Origin of the sequence: Microcoleus sp. B13-B6 (assembly GCF_036705405.1) — a bacterium.
Taxonomy (GTDB): Bacteria; Cyanobacteriota; Cyanobacteriia; order Cyanobacteriales; family Microcoleaceae; genus Microcoleus.
The window spans coordinates 62538-83460 of record NZ_JAUBUJ010000010.1 but is presented as its reverse complement, the minus strand read 5'-3'; the positions used below and the strand labels follow the sequence as shown (position 1 = coordinate 83460).

Sequence of the window (20923 nt, the reverse complement as noted above, 5' to 3'; positions counted from 1 at the left end):
GCACGAGTGTTTGTTTCTGCAAATCTAATTCAATTCCTAATGCTTCTAACGGGATGACGCCCAATAACGGATCGGCTCCTGCGGGCAGTTCTATGCACTCAAAAGTCGCGTCTCTTCCCATTAATGAAATTTTTGCATCTTCAAAAATGCGTGCCGTACCGATGCCTGTTGCCGTTGCTACAGGCACTGTTTTCAGGAGTTTTAAACCGAGTTGGGCGATCGCATCCTGCGGCAAGCATAAAGTAGTCGCCCCAGTATCTACCAGCACATTTTTGATTGTAATAGAACGTATTTGGTCAGCCGGAATTAGATTATCTTCTGCTTTACCTTGGTCGAGGCGATTCGTGATTGTCAGCGTTGTGGTAATTTTGCCCATTGTTTCTTTGATAGTTGATGTCATAATTGTATTCCTCTCGGTATCATTTTAGACTGATTGCAAATTTCAGGTAAAAGAGCGATCGGACTTAATCACACATCACAAAATCACTCTTTTGTCAAGACAAAAACACTGTCTTTATTCCCCCGTCCAATCCGCAAATCTTTATCCAAATAAGTGATATCCAGCCATCCCTGCTGTTCGCGAGTATCCAGCCCGAAATCTACAGCAGCGAACTTTTTACCCGACTCAATCTCATCGATAAACTTCCCCGGATATTCATAGCCAATCAACCTGCTTAAACCTACAATAGACCGCTCAAACTTCACCTGCACTCGCCGTTCCGAAGTTGGCTCAAATCTCGCCGCTACACTGACAATTCCTTCCAAATAAGGCAAGCCGTAAAGTTCGCCAATGTTGTAAATTTTAGATTCTTTGACGCGGATAGATTGATAAATTTGACCTAATTTCACCAAGGGAAAACTGTCGAGATTCAGCAGTTCGCGGCTGGTGGTGTACAATAACCGCCAATCACCATTTAAAAGCTCTGCGGCTTCGACAGGGCGAGGCGTGGGGTTGTAATCTTCCAATTGGGCGATCGCACTTAAAATCGCTTGCTTGTCGCTAGCCGTAGCCAGCAAACCTCGATTCTTACCAGCAATTATCTCTAAGAGTGCAGATTTTCTAAGCATGATTTTTTAAGAAGGAATAGGAAAAAACAAAGAGGGAAGTTGTTATTTGTAATAACCAATCATCAATAACTAATGATTAATCACTAATCACTAAGATACCAAATTTCACCAAATAAAGCAGTGTCCGATACAGGTAGGCTAATTCTTGCTCGTTTTTAACGTAGCGTCGGATAAGTTCCCCCACGCCGATCGCACCTTCCTGCTTAATTGTCTCCAATATCTCCATCTGAATGCTAACAGATATTCTCCTATCCTCACCAAAACTGGTAAACCTAATTGTCTGTACCTGCTTTAAAAGTTCTGGTGTGGCGATCGCACCCAGACTCAGCATCATCTCATTGCTTAAACTTCTAGTCGCATAATGGCCCAATACCCGAAACGGATCGTCGCCTAGGGGATAAGGCGGCTTCCCAGGTTTTAAAGGTGCTGACTCCGGTGCCTCCATGCGAATTTCTGCTAATTCCCGCCACAATTGTTCGTAAGCAGCAATTACTACTTTCCAATCATAAATTTCCCTCGCCCTTTGTCGGGCATTTTCCCCCATCCGCTTTCTCAATTCGGGGTTTTCAATTAATTGACACAACGCCAGAGTGCAAGCATCAATGTCAACTGCTGTGGCGAGGGAAGTGTGACCCATGTAAGTCGGCCAATTTAAGCTGTCGTCGAGATAATTTAAGGCTAAATCTAAACAAGATTCCGGGGGCGGGATGAGTGTGGGAATGCGGAAGCCGTCTATTTCGTGGCGTACAGATTCTTTGTATCCGTTCCAATCGGAGACTATGGCCGGCAGTCCGTTTGCCATTGCTTCAATTGGCGTCAGTCCGAAGGATTCTTGAACGTTGTCCGAAAGCGAAATGAAAATGTCGGCGGCCGACCAAATATTTATTCTAACTTCCGGCTTTCTCCCATCTAAAAAAATAGCATTCACGGAGGGACAAAATATTTGCGCGCTATTTTTAAAGTCGGGTTCTTCTCTCGGATCTTCGATCCAACCTGCTTGAATTAAGTGGATTTTGGCTTTTGTCTGTTGTGCCGCGCCCTCTAGGGCGATGTACATCGGTACCGGATGAGCTTTTGCAGAAAAAATCAATCGACCGACAAATAACACAACAATATCTTCGGGAGAAATGCCCACTTCTTGTCGCAGTTGGCGGCGACTATTAACTGCTTCCACACCCTGCGGAAACGCGCTGCAATCCACTCCTAGGGGAATAACCGGCAATTTGACTAAAATTTCCGGTTTACCGCCGTTGCGCTGGGCTAAATATTCAGACCACTCCCTCATAACTCCTTCTACTGCTGTTTTCACCGCTGCAGAGGTGCAGATCAGGGCGTCCCAAGGCTGCATGGGTGCGGTTATCAAATCGCCGATCGCCCCCATGATGTATTTTGTACCGATCGTGTGAGTAACGCCGCAAACGCTGTAGGCCCGCTGATCGACAAATCTGCGCGCCCAAACCATCTGCGACAGAAGCGGATCGGGTCGGTAAATTGTGCCCGGTTGAGATAGCAAATCCGGTCGTTCTGTGGGAATCCAGCGGACTTTCCGAGGTTTTTGCAGCCAAGGTTGGATGTGCGAACAAAACTCCTTAAAGGTTGTTTTGCTGTCGGCGTAACAGTAGAGAGAGTCAGCGGTTCCGTGTTGGACTAAGCTTTTGAGAAACCCTTCTCCGGCTGAATGACGCCCCAGAAGTTTTTTGCCTCCGGTGTGGTAGCCCTCTTTGTTGTATAAAACCGCTGCCGTTATATCCATTCTGAGATTTATTGCTTGAGAGTTGACTGAAGAAGCCAGACGGCATTCGAGCTCAGGCTTTGATGAAAAACCAGGAGACTGTTGTGAATCAAACCCTTGCCGTTAGCGAAGCTTGCAGAATACGATCGCCGCTTGTCCCGCGATATCTTAAAGACGATCGTCTGGGATTACAATGCTTACGGCTAAAGAAGGATTGGCAAGAGCGGATTTTAGTGTTATCCTCATGCCCATGCTTGGGGGCGATCGCCTTTTCGGTCTCCCATCTTATCCCGATCCGGAACCAAACAGTGCCTGTGGTATAATGCTTTAGCCTTGCTAAATGCCCGATTTGCAAGTGCTTGATCAAAGGAGCAGTTCGTCGGCAAAACGTTACCTCTACTCGATCGCGTCTTTGTCTTTAAAAACCAATAATCATGTACAACCCATCTCTGCGTCAAATTCCTCGCCATTTACCTGCGGATGTAATTCCATTAAAACAGCAATCTTCTCTTTTAGACTGGTTGGAATCTAACAATCGCCTGTTAGCAAGGGATGTCCAAGAACCCGACTATCTGCACGAAGAAGAAATTTCGGAACTTATGGCAGTTGACGACAGTCCTTACGATGATTTAGAAGAGGAAGTAGAAGAGGATGTGAGTGTAGGCGAAGAATAACGGGTAAAAGGGTGAAGAAATCAACCGGAAACAGGGAAGAAAAACTAAGAGATTTCTCAATCTCCTGTATCGCACCCTATTCCCCATTGTCAATTGCTTATTCTCAAATAGTGTGTGGTGAGGAGTGTTATGGATAACTTTTTGGATGAGAAAATCCCTTTTAGTCTGCCTTTCAAACTTACGGGCAGGAATTTATTCCTGCTGCTGGGTTTGGGGCTAGGCACTGTAGCGATCGGTTTAGATGTAGCAGCGGATAGATTTTTGAATTTACCTGCATCGCTATTTATGCCGCTAATTGTTTGTGCTTTAGTTGCGTCGGGGTTGGGCTATGCAGTTGTACCCCTACTCCAGCAACTAAAAGCAGGACAAATAATTCGCGAAGACGGCCCCCAAGCCCATTTGAAAAAAGCGGGAACGCCGACAATGGGAGGCATCTTTTTTGTACCTGCTGGGGTAGCAGTCGCTTTACTTTGGTCTAAGTTTAACTCAGATGTTGTTGCCGTATCGGCTTTAACTTTAGCTTACGGTTTCATTGGCTGGATTGATGACTGGCAAATTCTGCGACGTAAGTCGAACAAAGGTATTTCACCTCGGATGAAATTGGCTTTGCAAATAAGTTTTGCTGCTCTATTTTGTCTGTGGCTGATGTTTCATCAACCAGCAATTTCTACGAATGTTGCTTTGCCTTTCGGTTGGGTATTGCCATTAGGTTTGCTGTTCTGGCCGCTGGCGGGTTTTGTGCTAGTTGCCGAAAGCAATGCTACTAATATTACCGATGGTGTTGACGGGTTGATGGGAGGTTTGGGGGCGATCGCACTTTTGGGATTGGGCGCATCTGTAGCCTCAACTTCGCCAGAATTAATGATATTTTGCGCTTGCATCAGCGGCAGTTGTTTCGGTTTCTTAGCACACAACCGCAATCCAGCCAAGGTGTTTATGGGCGATACAGGTGCTTTAGCTTTGGGCGGTGCGTTGGGTGCGGTAGCTTTATTAACAAATAGCCTTTGGATATTATTAATTATCAGCGGGATTTTCTTTATTGAAACGCTGTCAGTAATTGCTCAAGTAGGTTATTACAAAGCTACAAAAGGCCCGGATGGCATCGGCAAGCGTCTGTTAAGAATGGCTCCACTGCACCATCATTTAGAGTTGTGCGGCTGGTTGGAAACTCAGGTTGTTGGCATCTTTTATTTAACAAACGGGGTGTTAGTGTTAATGATTTTGATGTTTACTAGCAACAGTTAACCGCGGATTTGGTAACGGATTGTGCAGGGGATGCAAGAGATATTTTCTCCTATTTCAAAGAAACAGGCAAGATGCCTGTTCCACAATAACTCAATGCAGTTGTGGAACAGGCATCTTGCCTGTTTAAGGGAAAGAAACAGGCAAGATGCCTGTTCCACAATAACTCAATGCAGTTGTGGAACGGGCATCTTGCCCGTTTAAAGCTAAAGCAACACGCTTTTGGGCTGTTCCACATTTCTTAGTCTCTTAGAGAGGGACTTCGTTTCTGTAGTAAGTAGCAGTTTCAACCGCCGAACAATCTATAATATCCCTAGTTAATGCAATGGAAACAAAAAAAATCAGGGGCAATATTGGAAGAATTGTTTCATCTACAAGCCTTCTATTGCTGGCTGCTAGCTTAGTTTTTTACTGGAACCTCGTTAGGCTGGGTTATGCTGTTCCAATTCCCTACATTTTAGACGTTTTCTGCTTAAATAACTGTCCGGCTGATGATTTAAATATTTTGCATACCCAATTCCCGCCCGATAATTTATTAAACTACGACAAGCCGCTAAGACAAATTTTAGGCGAACCAGATAAGTTAGATAAAAACAGAATTTCCATCCTAGTTGAAAAATCCAAATACAGGCTGACTGTATACGATAGCAAAAAGCCAGTAAAATCTTATCCTGTAGTATTTGGTGGCAACCCCACAGGTGATAAATTAAAAGCAGGGGATTTGCGGACGCCGGAAGGTGTTTTTAGTATTAAAGATATGTACCCTCACGAAACTTGGTCAAAGTTTCTGTGGCTGGATTATCCAACTAAACAATCTTGGCGCAAACACGTAAAAGCCAAGCAAAACGGTACAATTGGCTGGGGCGATAGCGTGGGTAGCGAAGTCGGGATTCACGGCGTTCCTCCTAATTCGGATAATATAATAAAATCTCGCTCGAACTGGACTTTGGGCTGCGTTTCGCTGGAAAATAAGGATGTTGAGGAGTTGTATGGGTTTGTGCAGAAGGGAACGGCAGTAGAAATTGTTAAATAAGGTAAACTGGTATAAAACTTGTTTTTCTGAAGCAACAGGCTTTCCGGCCTGTTCCACAAGAATTTAATGAACAGTGACGGGTTTTTACCTCAAGTTTCGGTGGTTGTGCCTGTTTACAACGGCGAGATGGATTTGCCGGAGTTGATCGAGTGCCTACGATCGCAAACTTATCCGATCGACAGTGTAGAATATCTCTTAGTAGACAATAACAGTCGCGATCGCACTTCAGCAATCCTCGAAACAGCAGCTAAGTTGGATCAAATAACCATTCGCCACCTCACAGAAAACCAGATTCAAAGTTCCTACGCCGCCCGCAATAAAGGAATTCGCGCATCAACAGGCGAAATCATTGCATTTACTGATGCAGACTGTCGCCCGGAATCTGACTGGCTGGAAAATTTAGTTAAACCATTTTTAGATGTAGAAATCGCACTTTCAGCCGGGGAAATACTCGCATTGCCCGGTAAAACTATTTTAGAACAACACGCCGATCGCCAAAATACTTTATCTCAAAAACATACACTCGCTCACCCTTTTTGTGCTTACGGCCAAACAGCCAATTTAGCTGTACGCAAACAAGTTTTAGAAACAGTAGGTTTGTTTCGCCCGCATCTCACCAGCGGCGGCGATGCGGACTTATGCTGGCGGATTTTGCGGGAAACATCCTATAAAATGTATTTTGCCGAAAATGCGATCGTCCGACACCGCCACCGTTCTACAATAAAACAGTTGCAAAGTCAATGGTATCGGTACGGCGAATCAAATAAATATTTGCACGAACTCCACGGTGTCGATTTGATGCGAGAATTCACAACAGGGGAATATTTTTACCGGCTGGCTAGGTGGCTGTTAAAGGAATTTCCGGTTGCGGCTGCCAAAAGTGCGATGGCCCAAGCCGATATGGTAGATTTGTTTAATACGCCGATCGGTCTAGTGAATGTTAGGGCAAGGTCGATGGGACAGCGCCAAGCCAAACTTCCAGAATCAGCTTGGCAGATTGAGCGGTTTTAATCGGTTTTAATATTTTAGAGCAATAAATTATTGTTCGATCGCACTTGCGATCGACAAATATTCGTTTGTACACAATCCGCCCTTATATACATATAAGTATAGTTTATCAGTACAGATAAATAAGCTGAATCCGAAATATGAAAATTTAACGCAATACTTAATATAAAATTAATAAGTCTATTCTGAAGCGCTCGGTTTGACGAGGAGAAGAAACTCAGAGGCAAACCCCAAAATTTTCTTTACTTCTGCCTTCGGGCTTTTCACTGCTGTCGTCAGCGCGTTGGGAATTATTCTCATAATTTTAAATTTTTGTAACCTTTACAAGTAATGCCAATGGCTCAAATCTTACTCCAGACCGTTTGGTTTATACCTTGCTATCCACTCATCGGCGGAGTTCTGTCGATGCTGTGGTTTCCGGCAATTACCCGTCGCACGGGGCCAAGACCATCCGGTTACGTGAACGCCATCTTAACCTTGTTCGCTTTCTTACACGGCGTCATAGCCCTGACAGCTATCTGGAACCAACCGGCACAACACCAGTTAATTCCCTGGCTGAATGTAGCAGGTTTAGACTTAACCATTCCCGTAGAAATCTCTACTGTCACCGTCGGCGCGACAGTTTTGATTACCGGACTGAACTTGCTGGCGCAGATTTATGCTTTCGGTTACATGGAAATGGACTGGGGCTGGGCGAGATTGTTTTCCCTGATGGGGCTGTTTGAAGCAGGGATGTGCGGCTTGGTACTGTGCAATTCCCTGTTCTTCAGCTACATGATTTTGGAAGTTCTGACTTTGGGTACTTACCTGCTAGTCGGGCTGTGGTTCAATCAGTCTTTGGTGGTGACAGGAGCCCGCGACGCTTTCTTAACAAAGCGGGTGGGAGATTTATTCCTGCTGATGGGAGTAGTCGCAATTCTGCCACTGGCTGGAACTTGGAATTTTGACGAGTTGGCTGTTTGGGCTCAGACTGCAAAGCTTGACCCTACTGTAGCGACGCTGTTGAGCTTGGCTTTGATTGCCGGGCCGATGGGTAAGTGCGCTCAGTTTCCCTTGCACCTGTGGCTGGATGAGGCGATGGAAGGCCCGCTGCCGGCGACGATTTTGCGGAACACCGTAGTTGTCGAAACTGGTGCTTGGATATTGATTAAGTTGCAGCCGGTGATTGCTTTGTCGCCGAGCGGACTGAAGACAACTATTATTGTAGGCGCTGCGACGGCGGTTGGTGCTTCATTAATTGCGATCGCCCAAATTGACATCAAGCGCACGCTTTCCTATATAGTCAGCTCTTACATGGGCTTAGTATTTATCGCCGTCGGCACCGGACAAGCCCAGACAGCCCTGACATTAATATTTGCCTACAGCTTGGCAATGGGTTTGCTGGTGATGAGCATCGGTTCGGTAGTTTGGAACAGCATCACTCAGGATGTCCGCTCTCTCGGCGGTTTGTGGGCAAAGCGGCCGATATCGGCCATATCGTTTATTGTCGGTAGCGCTGGATTGGTGGGACTGCCGCCCTTCGGCTGCTTCTGGGCTTTAGAAGACTTCACATCCGGGCTTTGGCAAACTCATCCTTCCTTGTTAGGAATAGTGCTGTTTGTAAACGGCGTCACTGCTTTTGGGTTGATGCGCGTCTTCGGTTTAGTTTTTGGCGGCAAACCAAAGCAAATGACCGAACGCTCGCCGGAAGTTCACTGGCCTTTTATCTTGCCGATGACTGTTTTAATGGGCTTTACTTTGCACGTTCCGCACTTGCTGGCTGCGTGGCATTTATTGCCGGGGGCAAGTTTGAATTATACCGCAACTGGACTGCTAGTTTTGTCAACGGCGATCGGCATCGGTGCCGGAGCATTTGTTTACCTGAACGAAAAATGGGAAAAACCGGTGCGAATTGGTTCTCAAGCTTTGCAAGACTTTTTTGCTTACGACTTTTACACTGCCAAACTTTACCGAGTAACAGTGATATTTGCAGTCGGTCTAGTTGCTCAAGTTATCTCTTGGATCGATCGCAATATTGTTGACGGTTTCGTAAATTTAATCGGTTTTGCAACGGTTTTCGGCGGGCAAAGCCTCAAATACAACGTTAACGGTCAAACTCAGTTTTACGCCCTAACAATTCTGTTCGGAGTTGCGCTTTTGGGACTGCTGATAAGCTGGCCGCTGCTAGCTCGCCTGTCGCTGATTGTAGGCGGGTAAAAAGATATAAATTTTAAGATTTTAGGTGACAGTTTTAATCTAAAATCTTAAAAGCATGAAGTCTTGAACAAAGATTTCCAACTCGTTCAAATAAGGCACATAAATGACATCAAACAACAGACAATTCAATCTTTCCCGACGCAATTCCCTCAAATTTGTCGCAGGAGCCATTGGTACAGGGATACTTGCAGCAGGAGCAGGCGCTGATTTGGCTGCACCCGAACCAGCAATTGCTCAAAATGACTCGACTCCCGATGCAGCTCTGCAAAAGTTAATGGACGGGAACAAGCGCTTTGTTAACAGAAAACGCCAAAGTCCCAACCAAGACTTACCCCGCCTCGTCGAAGTTGCCAAATCTCAAAAACCCTTTGCTGCTGTTCTCGGCTGTGCAGATTCCCGCTTTCCTTCGGAGATTATTTTCGATCAGGGATTGGGAGATTTATTTGTGTGTCGCGTGGCCGGAAATGTTGCTACTCCCGAAGAAATTGGCAGCCTGGAATTTGGCACGCTGGTATTGGGAGCAAAAGTGCTGATGGTAATCGGGCATAAACGTTGCGGTGCGGTAGAGGCAACCATCAAAGGAGCTCAAGTTCCGGGTCAAATTGGCAGTTTGCTCGACGCCATTAAGCCGGCTGTAGAAAGCTCGAAAGGCCAAGCAGGCGATCATCTAGAAAATGCCTGCAAAGCCAATGTTGTGCTGCAAGCTAAGAGGTTGAAAGCATCTCCTGTTATCTCTAAGTTAATTGAGGAGAATAAACTGAAAGTTGTGGGTGGATATTACGATTTAGACACGGGTGCAGTCAATATTCTGGTTGAGTCTTGATGCAATTTTAAAGTTATAATTTGGGAAAAAAGTGAGCTCTAAATTCTCAAATTATCAACCATAAAAGCGTGCCAAATTGATAGTTAATATCAAATACAGCAGTTCTCAATAAAGTGAGGTATGCCCACGGAGGCCACGGAGGCCACGGAGGCCACGGAGGCCGCTTATCAAGCGTGTACCTCATGTTACTGAGAAAGGCTATAAGTTAGCATCGGAATAGTAAATTCGAGTTAACTGTCAACCGTCAACAATCATTCCGGTGCAAGCGGAATTGATATTACTCTTCACTCTTCACACATTATGCTTAGTGCCTTGCTCTGGTTGCCCGCGTTGGGCGCTGCGGTAGTCGGGTTTCTGCCCGGAAACATCAACGGGATGCGGTTGCGTTCCATTGCCTCAGCTTTTGCTGCTGTTGTTTTCCTGTTGAATATCTGGCTGCTGACTCAATTCGATCCCGCCCATGCGGGACTGCAATTTCAAGAATATTTACCTTGGATTCCGCAATTAGGTTTGAGCTACAATTTGGGCATTGACGGCTTGTCTTTGCCGCTGCTGGTTTTAAGTGCCTTGCTGACGCTATTAGTCATTTACGGCACTGGCGAAAAGATGGATCGCCCCCAGCTTTACTACGCTTTGATTTTGCTAATCAATGCGGGTGTTGCCGGAGCTTTGATGTCTCAAAATTTGCTGCTGTTTGTACTGTTTTATGAAGTAGAATTAATTCCTTTTTATCTATTGATTGCGATTTGGGGCGGAAAGCAGCGGGAATACGCTGCCATGAAGTTTTTGATCTACACGGCAGTTTCGGGACTTTTAGTGCTGGCAGCATTTTTGGGTGTGGCTTGGCTGAGCGGTTCTTTAAATTTCGATTACAGTGCGATTACCACTCAAGAATTGCCGAGAAATCTGCAGTTAATCCTGCTCACACTTTTGCTAATTGGGTTGGGAATTAAAATTCCTTTGGTGCCGCTGCATACTTGGCTACCGGATGCTTACGTGGAAGCTTCGCCAGCAACAGCAATTTTGCTGGGAGGGATTCTGGCGAAGTTGGGAACTTACGGTTTAGTGCGGTTTGGCTTGCAGATGTTTCCCGAAACTTGGTCGATTATAGCTCCCGGTTTAGCGATTATCGGAACTGTGAGCGTGATGTACGGGGCTTTGAGCGCGATCGCCCAAAAAGACATCAAACGCATGGTAGCCTATAGTTCGATCGGGCATATGGGCTACATCCTCGTTGCCTGCGCCGCGGGTACGAAGCTGGCATTAATCGGCGCTGTTGGGCAAATGGTAAGCCACGGCTTAATTTTAGCTTTGCTGTTTTATTTGGTAGGCATCATCGAAACCAAAGTGGGCACGCGGGATTTGGACGTGCTCAACGGTTTGATGAACCCGATGCGGGGTTTACCCACTGCCAGTTCCCTGTTAGTTTTGGGCGGCATGGCAAGCGCCGGAATTCCCGGCTTGGTGGGTTTTGTTGCCGAATTTTTAGTGTTTCAAGGCAGTTTCTCGATCTTTCCAATTCCAACTTTACTCTGCATTTTAGCTTCGGGTTTAACAGCAGTTTACTTTGTGATTCTGCTCAACCGCACCTGCTTTGGGAAGTTGGACAATGCCACGGCTTACTACCCTCCAGTTACGTTTGCTGAAAATATGCCGGCGCTGGTTTTGGCAGGCATCATTTTTGTATTGGGAATTCAACCTGCTTGGCTGCTCAAGTGGAGCGAATCTACTACAAATGCGATCGTAGCCACTCTGCCGGCTGACAGAAATACCCAAGTTGCTATTAGCTATCCTGGGGAAAAGTCAGCGATTGAAATCGCATCTACACAAACGAAGTCCGCCAGGGAATGAATTCCCTGTCTAATAGCGAAAGTCCTCGCTATGAGGACTAATGAGTTTTCTAGTCCTCTTAAGAGGACTTTAGCTGTGAGGCAGGGAATTCATTCCCTGCCGGACTTAGGGACTATCGGTTTTACGTTAAGTTCTCACCAATAGGCAGAGGCTGGAAGTAGATAAATATTCAATTTCACTCAACCAAAGGAAGAAACAATGGTACAAACTCCTAATAAACCAGCAACTAAACTACCTCCTTCCAAACACGAATTTGCCGAAATAATTCACAGGCTAGAAGCTGGCGGCGCGATGATTCCAGATACGCCGGAAAATCTGATGCAAATCATCGCTATCTGGAAAGCTTACGCGGTGCCGATGGACTTTTACTGGCGGGATTTGCTTTACATCGCCGAACGGGTATTTTTACACCCGCTTCCCTTCTTTAAATACTTCTTGCCCCAGGAGTATTTAGACTTGCAAAATCACTATTCGGGCGACGGTGCAGATTTGCGGGTGTGGCGGGGGACTGGAAGCGCCCACCCGGAACTTTTGGAGTTCATGGAAAAGGGAGAAACTGGCAAACTCCCGCGGCTGTTTCACCATTTGTGGCACGATCGCATTAACATGGAATTTGCGGAAGAGTGCATGAGGGCGATGCTGTGGCACCGGGGCTTGTACGTGCCGACCAATCAATTCGATCCTTATTTGGACAGTGACGAATATAAGGCTAATGCCGATCGGGCAATTAAAGCTTACTTCAAAAAAGACCCGTTCATGCTGGCACTGCACAAAGCATTTCCAGAAATGTTTTTAGAACAGTGCCGCCAAATGTCTTATTACAGCAATCTCGGTTTATTCTGGGAAGTAATGGCACCGGTGTTTTTTGAAGTTTCGGATCTTTACGACGAAGGGAAAGTTACCACAGTCCCGCAGGCGATGGATTTCTTAGTAAATGGCATATTTGCCATCGCCGGACGCCCGATTTACCACCACGTTTACATCGACGGCGAGAAGTACGAAATTATCCCCAAATCTAAAGGTTTCACTTGGCTTTACGAAGCAGCGTTACCTTACGTGGAAGCTGTATTTTATCGCACTTCGCCATTCCGAGGCACCAAATCTTACAACGCTCAAGCTAGAGAAGTTCCTGACGACCAAAAAGACTTCCACTACGGAGTGCTTTATGCAGACAAATTCCCCGTAGGTACGGCGGGGATTCCGCCGACTTTGCTAGCACAAGATATGCTGCATTTCCTGCCGCCTTATTTGAAGGATTTCTACAAACAGCGCTGTCGCGGCGAAGATGATATCCTCAATCAAATTGGGGTGACATTTCAGCGATCAATGTATTGCGTAACTTCGGCGGTGATTCAAGCTTTGCGGACTGCTCTTTTGTATCCTTTAGATGATCCGAATCCAAAGCATTTGAAGGCAAATCGGGCTTTCTTTGAGTCTCAGATCGATCGCTTCTGTCGCCCGGAATACGGCATGAAATATGCTGCGAAGTTGAAGAGTATTCAGACTTCGGATTATAGGTAAAAGATGTTTTTGGGAGGCATCTTAGCTGAAAAGTCCGCCAGTCCGTTAGTCCGCCTGGGGTTGAAACCCCAGGCTCAAAGCTCAAGTCGGTTGAAACCGACTGGGAAAAATCAGAGCTTTTAAAGCCGTTTCAAAACTCCTATAATATTAAGCCAGTTGGCATCGTAATTATTCATATCTCTCTCTTCTCCTCTGATTTCTCTGCGTTCTCTGCGTTCTCTGCGGTTTAATCATTCCGATACAACCGGAAACGATATAACCAATAACAAATAACCAATAACTATGGACAGCAAAGAGCTAGCAAAATATATCGAAGCAACCGATGGGATTTCCAAACCTTGGCTGTTGGTGCAACTGCGACTGAAAAAATTACAAGAAAGGCGATCAGAGATTTCTGCTGAAGAGTATATGACAGAACTTACAGACATTCACAAAGATTTAATGAATCTGGGGGAATGGTGGCTGGGAATCGAGGATGAGGTTTTCTAGGCGATTTGAAGAATGCTAGGTGCGGGGATGGGTTCACCTTCTTCCTGCCAAGCTTCTAGATACATTTCGAGCACTTCTTCGCCATGTCGGATGGCTTCTTCGCGGGTTTGGCCGTGGGTACAGGGCATGACAACGCGATCGGCAAACTCTGGAATCGTCACGAGGAAAAGTTGATCCTCGTCAGACCATTGGACGATCATACTGTATCGATTCATGAATCTTCCTCCTTTAACTCGTCGAGTTCGGCTAACAATATTGCCAACTGCTTCTCTAAATAGCGTGGCACATCATCTCCGTCTTTGCCTGGAATTGTTAATGTCTTCCCAATCAAAGGATGCTGCCATCTCTCATGGCTGCCTTTTCCGCGTTTTGGCAAATAAATAAAGCCCTCACGGCTAATCTGAGCTTTTAACTCGCGAATTTTTCTAGGCATGGTGATTGTCCATTTTCTACCTCCATTTTCTCACTTAGCCATTTATTTTAATTTTTCCTTGGCCCATTCTGGCAGTTGGTTGCCGGGGCGATCGCACTTTAAAATTTCTCCATCAAATCTTTTTCTTGGGCATAGACATCTCGTAGCTGTTGCAGCGCGGCCCCAGAAATGACCGATTTAACAGTAGCTACCAATTGGCCCCACTCCAGCAAGCTGTCAACGGAAACAGCTTTTTTGAAATTGTACGTGTAGAATTTAGTCCAAAATGCTGGTGCTTGCTTGCTTTTCCAGCGTTTGTACCATCTGCCAAAATCTTGAGGTGCGATCGGCTGTACTTCTAAAATAGGGGGAAAATCGGCGTAGCTGACAAAGCGGCTGATGCCTTTGGCGTGCACGTACACCATGTAGCGACAGCATTCGATCCGGTAAATCTCGTCTGCTGAGATATTGAACAGCAGTGCGACTGTTTCTTCTGTAACGAATCTCGCCAGCGGATGCAGGATAGGAGATTTATGAATTATTCTAGATTCTGCGATCGTTCGCGATTTTGCCGGAGTTTCTGATATCATGGCTAGTACACCTCTGGATATGGTTAGTAGACTTCTGGATATGGCAAATGCACTTTTTGATAGAAAGAAATAATCTGTCCAGATGAGGTTTTACAGACGATCGCCCTTTAGTTTTCCAGGCCGGGGGGCGATCGCTCTTTACATATAAAATTGTACGACGCAATTGCATCAACTGTCAAGCATGGGTTTAGTCAGGCTAAAAATTCGGGAACTAGCGGCGGAGAAGGGCTGGACGCTTAAGGAAGTATCCGATCGTTCCGGGGTAATTTATAGCACAGTCAGAAGCTATGCTCGTCGTCCTGAAATGGCAATGGTTGACTTTACTTGCCTGCGGAAGTTAGCTCGGACTTTTGATGTGATGATTGAGGATTTGGTTGAGGTTTTGGAGGAATAGGTCGATCGCCCTTTAGTTGTCCAGACCAGAGGCGATCGCTTTTTTAGATGCAATTATCTTAAAACGCAACTGCATTATTTGTCAAGCATGGGTTTAGTCAGAGTTAAAGTGCGAGAGCTAGCGGCCGAGAGGGGCTGGACATTCAAGGAGGTGGCTGAGCGATCGGGCGTGATCTATAGCACCATAACCAGCTATGCTCGTCGTTCAGAAATATCAATGGTTGACTTTACCGCCCTGTACAAGTTAGCGCGGGCATTTGATGTGATGATTGAGGACTTGGTGGAGATTATTGAGGAATAGGTCGATCGTCCGCGATTTTGCCGGATTTTCTGATATCATAATAGACTCATCTCTTGATTGTAGGTGTGTACATCTTTTTGTTGTAGATGTGCAGGACAGAGATTATCTGTCCACATTAGGTTTAATAGGCGATCGCCCTTAGTTGTCCAGACCAGAGGCGATCGCTTTTTAAGATATCTAATATTAAACGACAGCAGATTGTCATTTGTCAAGTCAGTATGAGCAAAGGCTTAGTGAGGTTGCGGATTCGGGAGTTTGCTGCCCAGAACGGCTGGACACTTAAGGAAGTTTCCGATCGATCGGGCGTTGGTTACAGCACCATCAGAAACTACGCCCAATGTCAAGGCATGACAACCGTTAATTTTGCCTACTTGCACAGGTTGGCTCGCACGTTTGACGTAATGATTGAGGATTTGGTGGAGATTTTGGAGGAATAGGTCGATCGGCCACGATATTGACGGATTTTCTGATATCATGGTGAGCCAACCTAAGAATTGCATCCACTCTCAAGCATGGGTTTAGTAAGAATTAAAGTCAGAGAACTAGCTGCTGAGAAAGGTTGGACATTCAAGGAAGTTTCAGAACGTTCTGGGGTAATGTACAACACTGTCAAGCATTATGCTCGTTGTCCAGGGCTGACAACGGTTGACTTTACTTTGCTGCGGAAGTTAGCTCGGACTTTTGATGTGATGATTGAGGATTTGGTTGAGGTTTTGGAGGAATAGGTCGATCGCCCTTAAGTTGTCTAGACCGGGGGCGATCGCTTTTTTGTATTTTTTACACTATAGCATGATTAACTGTACTTAGTCAAACATTATTGTACTTAATCGGACTGAGGATGGTAACATCAAGGAAAGTTGTTATTAATAGTTGATTATTCTTCGTGGCTAAAACTAATACTGCGATCGCGGTCAGTTCCGCGATCAAGGAAGTCATTCAAAAACAAGCGCTAGCGACCAGACTAACTCAGAAAGAAGTAGTGTATTTGGGAATGCTGGCAATTGATGCACTCGATAAGGAAAGCCGCCAAGAGTTGGCGGACAAGGTGCATCAAATGCAGATGAATGGGGAGATTTGAAGCTGAGGGAAACCAGGTCAACAGTGTAATCTTTACGGCAAAAATGGACTCAACTTTATCCAAGGTCGATCAGCTTTCGATGTAATATCAACAATCGGGGCTTGAGAATATTGGCTGCGTATCACGTCAATTTTCTTTCTTTTGCTTTCGACGTAGAGTTGCATCGTTAATTGGGGGCTCAAGTAAATCCACCATAGCAAAAACGGCGATATCAACTTCTTGCTTCTTCCTTGAGCAATTCGTTGCGGTGCAGCGCGGTTGTTGGGATGCTGGGGCTACCTCGGTGCTTTACGCCAACCATTGGCTTTAGCCTCTGACTCTGTGCAAAACCATCTCTCACCGCTAGCTGGATCGATAACTGTTGATTCGTAATCTTCCATGCCTGGAAGGTGATAAACCTTATTGCCTCTATCGATCGAGATGTTGCCTTTGATAGTACATCCTGGTTTTGCGATCGATGTAATTGGAGAAGGTGAACGACTAGGACTAAACTCCATTGTAAGAACCACAATGACAGCCAGAATCCCAATACCAAAAACTGTTTTGAGTACACCGCGTTTCTGTGGTTTCTGCTTTGTTGGTTCATTTCGAGGTGCAACACCTTGAATTGATGCTCTAGTTGCACGTACTTTCCCGTCTGTTTCAGCAACTTGCTCGTACAAAATCGTATCTCCGACTTTTGGGCGACGACTTGCTTCCTTCAGCGCACTGATATGCAAGAAAACTTCTTTACTGCCATCATCCGGTTTAATGAAGCCAAACCCCCGATCGTTTTTCCATGTTGTCAGTTGCCCTTTATTCAGAACAGGTTTCATAAAATTGAACTTTTATTCGTGCTTAACAGACTCAGCCAACCGCTTCACATTCTCTCGCCAATGAACATTAATCGGACTGTTACGAATATCAACTTCTAGGGTTACTTATTGTAACTAAGAATCTGTAGTATGTTCCAATCCGTTTTAAGTTTTGACTCGATCGCCCTTTAACTGAGGCTGGGTATCAAGCATTAAATCCCTTTGAATCCCACTTCCAGATCCATCTCTTTTGCCGGACTTACAGGAGGTTGAGGCGCGGATTGGGTTTGGTTGCGAAAAACACCAATTTGATTGAGAACGATCCCGATTAAAATGATGCTGCCGCCGATGTATTGAGCTGTTGTGGGCGTTTCCGATAAAATCAAATAGGCGGTTAAAATCCCCGCGATCGGACTAAACGAACTGGCGAGGGATACATCTGCAGCGCCCGTCGTTTTTAGTCCGGTAAACCAGCACAGTTGTCCGCCAACAACAATAATCGCACCATAGACGAGCATCCACTGCCAGAGGAAGGGCGCAAAAACATCGATAAAGTGGGTGGGAGTATATAAGATTAAAACGACAATAAAGAAAACAACTGTTCCCAGTGTTGTTCGGATAATAGAGAACAATCCTAACGGAATTTGTTTGAGCGTGACTTTACTAATAATCGTCGAAATGGCTAACGCGATCGCCCCGGATGCTGCCATCAATTCGCCTCTGCCGATCGTCAATCCGCCCATGCCCATCATATCGGTAGTCGGTGCTTGCAATACAATAGTCAGTGCAACACCGACAAACGAAACCATCGCCCCGGCAATCACCCAAAGATTGACGCGATCGCCCAAAATTAGAATGGACAGCGCTAAAATCAGAGGCGGCTCGATGCGTCCAATCAGTACCACATTATTGACAGCGGTTAAATCCAACGCCATAAAAGTTAAGGCTGGAGCCAATGCCCCAGATAGCAAAGAAATTGCGATCAACCCCCACCATGTTTTACTGGGAATCGAGCGGAAATTTTGCACCGTACATTGCTGGCGATAAACCAGGAATAAAACTGCTAACGCGCAGAGATTCCCTACAAATAAAACATTACAAAGTGAAATCAAATTTCTGCCGTCGATCAGGTTCTGCGCTCCTAAATCGGTCAGTTTGCGAATGACAGAGTTAGAGGCAGCAAAAATGAGGATTGCTAGTAATAAATAGGTTCGTCCAGGGATGCGGTTGAATAATTGAGACACGATAATAGGAACATGAATATATGATGCGTTCTCTTCTTTATACCACTGTTTCCTATGCGGTAATTCCTTACAGAAATATACAAAAAAATCCCCCGCCAGAAGGCAGGGGATTTGATTTAATTACCTACAAAACCAGAGTTCAGAGTTACCCGAATTTCCCGGCTGTCGAGGCAATTACAAAGGCCGCGTAAGTGAGGACGTTGCCCACAGTAAAGTGAACTAAGCCAACCAAACGACCTTGGACGATCGACAAAGCAACAGGCTTGTCTTTCCAGCGAACCAAGTTAGCCAAAGGAGTGCGCTCGTGAGCCCAAACCAAAGTCTCGATCAACTCTTGCCAGTAACCTCTCCAAGAGATCAGGAACATGAAACCAGTTGCCCAAACAAGGTGTCCGAATAAGAACATCCAAGCCCAGACTGACAAGTTGTTAGTACCATACGGGTTGTAACCGTTGATCAACTGAGAAGAATACAGCCAGAGGTAATCGCGGAACCAGCCCATCAGGTAGGTAGAAGACTCATTGAACTGAGCCACATTACCTTGCCAGATGCCCAGGTGCTTCCAGTGCCAGTAGAACGTTACCCAAGCTAGGGTATTCAACATCCAGAATACAGACAGGTACATGGCGTCCCAAGCAGAGATGTCGCAAGTACCGCCACGGCCGGGGCCGTCGCAAGGGAAAGCATAACCGAAGTCTTTTTTGTCCGGCATCAGCTTAGAACCGCGTGCATCCAGAGCGCCCTTGACCAAGATCAAGGTGGTGGTGTGCAAGCCTAGTGCGATCGCGTGGTGAACCAAGAAATCGCCAGGTCCGATCGCCAAGAACAGAGAATTAGTACCGCTGTTAATCCCGTCCAACCAGCCTGGGAGCCATACGTTGCCGTAGTTGGGCCAAGCGGTAGAAGCAATGCTGTCAGGGTTAGACAACAGCACGTCCATGCCGTAGAGAGCTTTTCCGTGAGCAGCTTGGATGAACTGTGCGAACACTGGTTCAATCAAGATTTGCTTTTCAGGAGTTCCGAAAGCGACTACAACGTCATTGTGAACGTACAAGCCGAGAGTGTGGAAGCCCAAGAACAGCGACACCCAGCTCAAGTGAGAGATAATCGCTTCTTTGTGCTGCAACACGCGATCGAGCACGTTGCCTTTGTTTGCTTCAGGATCGTAGTCCCGCACCAAGAAGATAGCTCCGTGGGCGAAAGCGCCGACCATGATGAATCCAGCAATGTACTGGTGGTGGGTGTAAAGCGCAGCCTGAGTCGTGAAGTCCTTACCTATGAAAGCGTAGGGAGGCATCGCGTACATATGCTGTGCTACCAGGGAGGTAATTACGCCCAAAGCAGCGAGGTGAAATGCCAGTTGGAAGTGCAGGGAGTTGTTGTAGGTTTCATACAAGCCTTGGTGAGGCAAGTTGAACTGTCCTTCACTCTTGCCGCCGACCAAACCAGCCTTAGAATCCAACATCTCTTTGATGCTGTGACCGATACCGAAGTTAGTCCGGTACATATGACCGGCAACGATAAACAGAACTGCGATCGCCAAGTGGTGGTGAGCGATGTCTGTCAGCCACAGGGATTCTGTTTGAGGGTGGAAGCCACCCAAGAAAGTCAGAATTGCGGTTCCCGCGCCTTCGGAAGTACCGAAGACATGGTTCGCTGCATCTGGATTCTCGGCGTATACGCCCCAGTTACCACTGAAGAACGGAGCCAAACCGGCCGGGTGAGGCGGGGTAGACAGGAAGTTGTCCCAACCTACGTGCTGTCCGCGAGATTCGGGGATAGCAACGTGAACCATGTGACCAGTCCAAGCCAAAGAGCTGACACCGAACAAACCAGCCAAGTGGTGGTTGAGGCGAGATTCAGCATTTTTGAACCAAGACAAGCTGGGGCGGTACTTGGGCTGGAGGTGCAACCAACCTGCGAACAGGAATACAGCCGCCAGTAGTAGCAAGAAGATAGCTCCTTGATACAGGTCGGCGTTTGTCCGAATCCCTTGGGTGAACCACCAATGGTAGACACCGGAGTAAGAGATATCCACCGGGTTAGAAGCGCCCCCTTGAGTGAAAGCTTCTACTGCAGGAGCGCCGAATTGCGGGTCCCAAATCGCGTGAGCGATCGGGCGGACGTTTAGAGGGTCTTTAATCCACTGTTCAAAGTTACCTTGCCATGCTACGTGGAACAGGCTGCCCGATGTCCACAAGAAAATGATTGCTACGTGGCCGAAGTGAGAAGCAAAAATCTTTTGGTAAAGATTTTCTTCGGTCATGCCATCGTGGCTTTCAAAGTCGTGTGCTGTGGCAATCCCGTACCAGATCCGCCGTGTGGTCGGGTCTTGGGCAAGGTCTTGGCTAAATTTTGGAAATTTCGTTGCCATAAGCCTTGATTAATCCTGAATCCTGAACAAAATTGAAGGGATTCGGTTCGGAGTTTGGATTCTCGATTTGAGATTCCTCCCAAATCGAGAATCCAAAACC

The 20923-nt window shown here is 46.3% G+C and carries 24 protein-coding genes; 14 read left to right on the top strand and 10 right to left on the bottom strand.

What is annotated here, in order from left to right:
* The 3 genes from QUB35_RS06745 to QUB35_RS06735 form a co-directional block, all read right to left on the bottom strand.
* On the bottom strand, positions 1–400 hold a 400-nt coding region (locus QUB35_RS06745; protein WP_333140537.1), incomplete at its 3' end, for a retroviral-like aspartic protease family protein.
* 83 nt (positions 401–483) lie between these two features.
* Positions 484–1068: a PAP/fibrillin family protein gene (locus QUB35_RS06740; protein ID WP_333105632.1), complete on the bottom strand. Its 585-nt coding sequence runs from the start codon at positions 1066–1068 to the stop codon at positions 484–486.
* Positions 1069–1144: 76 nt separating this feature from the next.
* Positions 1145–2821, bottom strand: coding sequence for a glycosyltransferase family 4 protein (locus QUB35_RS06735; RefSeq protein ID WP_333140534.1), 1677 nt, complete (start codon positions 2819–2821; stop codon positions 1145–1147).
* 413 nt (positions 2822–3234) lie between these two features.
* On the opposite strand from QUB35_RS06735, the gene QUB35_RS06730 reads away from it, so the two are divergent.
* The 9 genes from QUB35_RS06730 (at position 3235) to QUB35_RS06690 (ending at position 13637) form a co-directional block, all read left to right on the top strand.
* The gene (locus QUB35_RS06730) at positions 3235–3474 is read left to right on the top strand and encodes a DUF3134 domain-containing protein (RefSeq protein ID WP_006631296.1); all 240 of its coding nucleotides are present in this window, start codon (positions 3235–3237) and stop codon (positions 3472–3474) included.
* 129 nt (positions 3475–3603) lie between these two features.
* Positions 3604–4719, top strand: coding sequence for a phospho-N-acetylmuramoyl-pentapeptide-transferase (gene mraY, locus QUB35_RS06725; protein ID WP_333140532.1), 1116 nt, complete (start codon positions 3604–3606; stop codon positions 4717–4719).
* Positions 4720–5041: 322 nt separating this feature from the next.
* The gene (locus tag QUB35_RS06720) at positions 5042–5749 is read left to right on the top strand and encodes a L,D-transpeptidase (protein WP_333140530.1); all 708 of its coding nucleotides are present in this window, start codon (positions 5042–5044) and stop codon (positions 5747–5749) included.
* 66 nt (positions 5750–5815) lie between these two features.
* Positions 5816–6760 carry a glycosyltransferase gene (locus QUB35_RS06715; protein WP_333140528.1) on the top strand — a complete coding sequence of 315 codons (945 nt, stop codon included), beginning with the start codon at positions 5816–5818 and terminating at the stop codon, positions 6758–6760.
* Between the two features lie 333 nt (positions 6761–7093).
* On the top strand, positions 7094–8953 hold the full coding sequence (locus QUB35_RS06710) for an NAD(P)H-quinone oxidoreductase subunit F (protein ID WP_333140526.1): 1860 nt from the start codon (positions 7094–7096) through the stop codon (positions 8951–8953).
* Positions 8954–9056: 103 nt separating this feature from the next.
* Positions 9057–9776 (top strand): carbonic anhydrase, encoded by a 720-nt coding sequence (locus QUB35_RS06705; protein ID WP_333140524.1) that lies wholly within the window; start codon positions 9057–9059, stop codon positions 9774–9776.
* Between the two features lie 300 nt (positions 9777–10076).
* Positions 10077–11627, top strand: coding sequence for an NADH-quinone oxidoreductase subunit M (locus QUB35_RS06700; protein ID WP_333140522.1), 1551 nt, complete (start codon positions 10077–10079; stop codon positions 11625–11627).
* Between the two features lie 198 nt (positions 11628–11825).
* Positions 11826–13148, top strand: a complete 1323-nt coding sequence (locus tag QUB35_RS06695; RefSeq protein ID WP_333140520.1) for a CO2 hydration protein — start codon at positions 11826–11828, stop codon at positions 13146–13148.
* A gap of 282 nt (positions 13149–13430) precedes the next feature.
* Complete coding sequence (locus tag QUB35_RS06690) at positions 13431–13637, top strand: hypothetical protein (protein ID WP_333140518.1); 207 nt, start codon at positions 13431–13433, stop codon at positions 13635–13637.
* On the opposite strand, the gene QUB35_RS06685 is transcribed toward QUB35_RS06690, so the two are convergent.
* The 3 genes from QUB35_RS06685 to QUB35_RS06675 form a co-directional block, all read right to left on the bottom strand.
* Positions 13634–13852, bottom strand: a complete 219-nt coding sequence (locus QUB35_RS06685) for a type II toxin-antitoxin system HicB family antitoxin (RefSeq protein WP_242717443.1) — start codon at positions 13850–13852, stop codon at positions 13634–13636. The two genes, QUB35_RS06690 and QUB35_RS06685, sit on opposite strands and share 4 nt — an antisense overlap.
* The gene (locus QUB35_RS06680) at positions 13849–14070 is read right to left on the bottom strand and encodes a type II toxin-antitoxin system HicA family toxin (protein WP_333140516.1); all 222 of its coding nucleotides are present in this window, start codon (positions 14068–14070) and stop codon (positions 13849–13851) included. Before QUB35_RS06680 ends, QUB35_RS06685 begins: the two co-directional genes overlap by 4 nt.
* Positions 14071–14168: 98 nt before the next feature.
* On the bottom strand, positions 14169–14639 hold the full coding sequence (locus QUB35_RS06675; protein ID WP_333140514.1) for a hypothetical protein: 471 nt from the start codon (positions 14637–14639) through the stop codon (positions 14169–14171).
* 181 nt (positions 14640–14820) lie between these two features.
* On the opposite strand from QUB35_RS06675, the gene QUB35_RS06670 reads away from it, so the two are divergent.
* From QUB35_RS06670 to QUB35_RS06650, 5 genes are all read left to right on the top strand, one after another.
* On the top strand, positions 14821–15033 hold the full coding sequence (locus QUB35_RS06670; protein WP_006631307.1) for a helix-turn-helix domain-containing protein: 213 nt from the start codon (positions 14821–14823) through the stop codon (positions 15031–15033).
* A gap of 87 nt (positions 15034–15120) precedes the next feature.
* Positions 15121–15333 (top strand): helix-turn-helix domain-containing protein, encoded by a 213-nt coding sequence (locus QUB35_RS06665; protein ID WP_006631308.1) that lies wholly within the window; start codon positions 15121–15123, stop codon positions 15331–15333.
* A 218-nt stretch (positions 15334–15551) separates the two neighbouring features.
* On the top strand, positions 15552–15770 hold the full coding sequence (locus tag QUB35_RS06660) for a helix-turn-helix domain-containing protein (RefSeq protein WP_293135490.1): 219 nt from the start codon (positions 15552–15554) through the stop codon (positions 15768–15770).
* Positions 15771–15845: 75 nt separating this feature from the next.
* Entirely contained in the window at positions 15846–16058 is a 213-nt protein-coding gene (locus tag QUB35_RS06655) for a helix-turn-helix domain-containing protein (protein ID WP_242717445.1), read from the top strand.
* Positions 16059–16216: 158 nt separating this feature from the next.
* Positions 16217–16411: a hypothetical protein gene (locus tag QUB35_RS06650; protein WP_333140510.1), complete on the top strand. Its 195-nt coding sequence runs from the start codon at positions 16217–16219 to the stop codon at positions 16409–16411.
* 32 nt (positions 16412–16443) lie between these two features.
* Here the strand turns inward: QUB35_RS06650 and QUB35_RS39085 are convergent, their stop codons facing one another.
* The 4 genes from QUB35_RS39085 to psaB form a co-directional block, all read right to left on the bottom strand.
* Positions 16444–16575, bottom strand: coding sequence for a DUF6939 family protein (locus QUB35_RS39085; protein WP_445252016.1), 132 nt, complete (start codon positions 16573–16575; stop codon positions 16444–16446).
* A gap of 111 nt (positions 16576–16686) precedes the next feature.
* Positions 16687–17226: a cold shock domain-containing protein gene (locus tag QUB35_RS06645; RefSeq protein WP_333140508.1), complete on the bottom strand. Its 540-nt coding sequence runs from the start codon at positions 17224–17226 to the stop codon at positions 16687–16689.
* Between the two features lie 191 nt (positions 17227–17417).
* Positions 17418–18449, bottom strand: a complete 1032-nt coding sequence (locus tag QUB35_RS06640; RefSeq protein ID WP_333140506.1) for a DMT family transporter — start codon at positions 18447–18449, stop codon at positions 17418–17420.
* Between the two features lie 145 nt (positions 18450–18594).
* Positions 18595–20823 carry a photosystem I core protein PsaB gene (psaB, locus tag QUB35_RS06635; protein ID WP_333140504.1) on the bottom strand — a complete coding sequence of 743 codons (2229 nt, stop codon included), beginning with the start codon at positions 20821–20823 and terminating at the stop codon, positions 18595–18597.
* Positions 20824–20923: the final 100 nt, after the last annotated feature.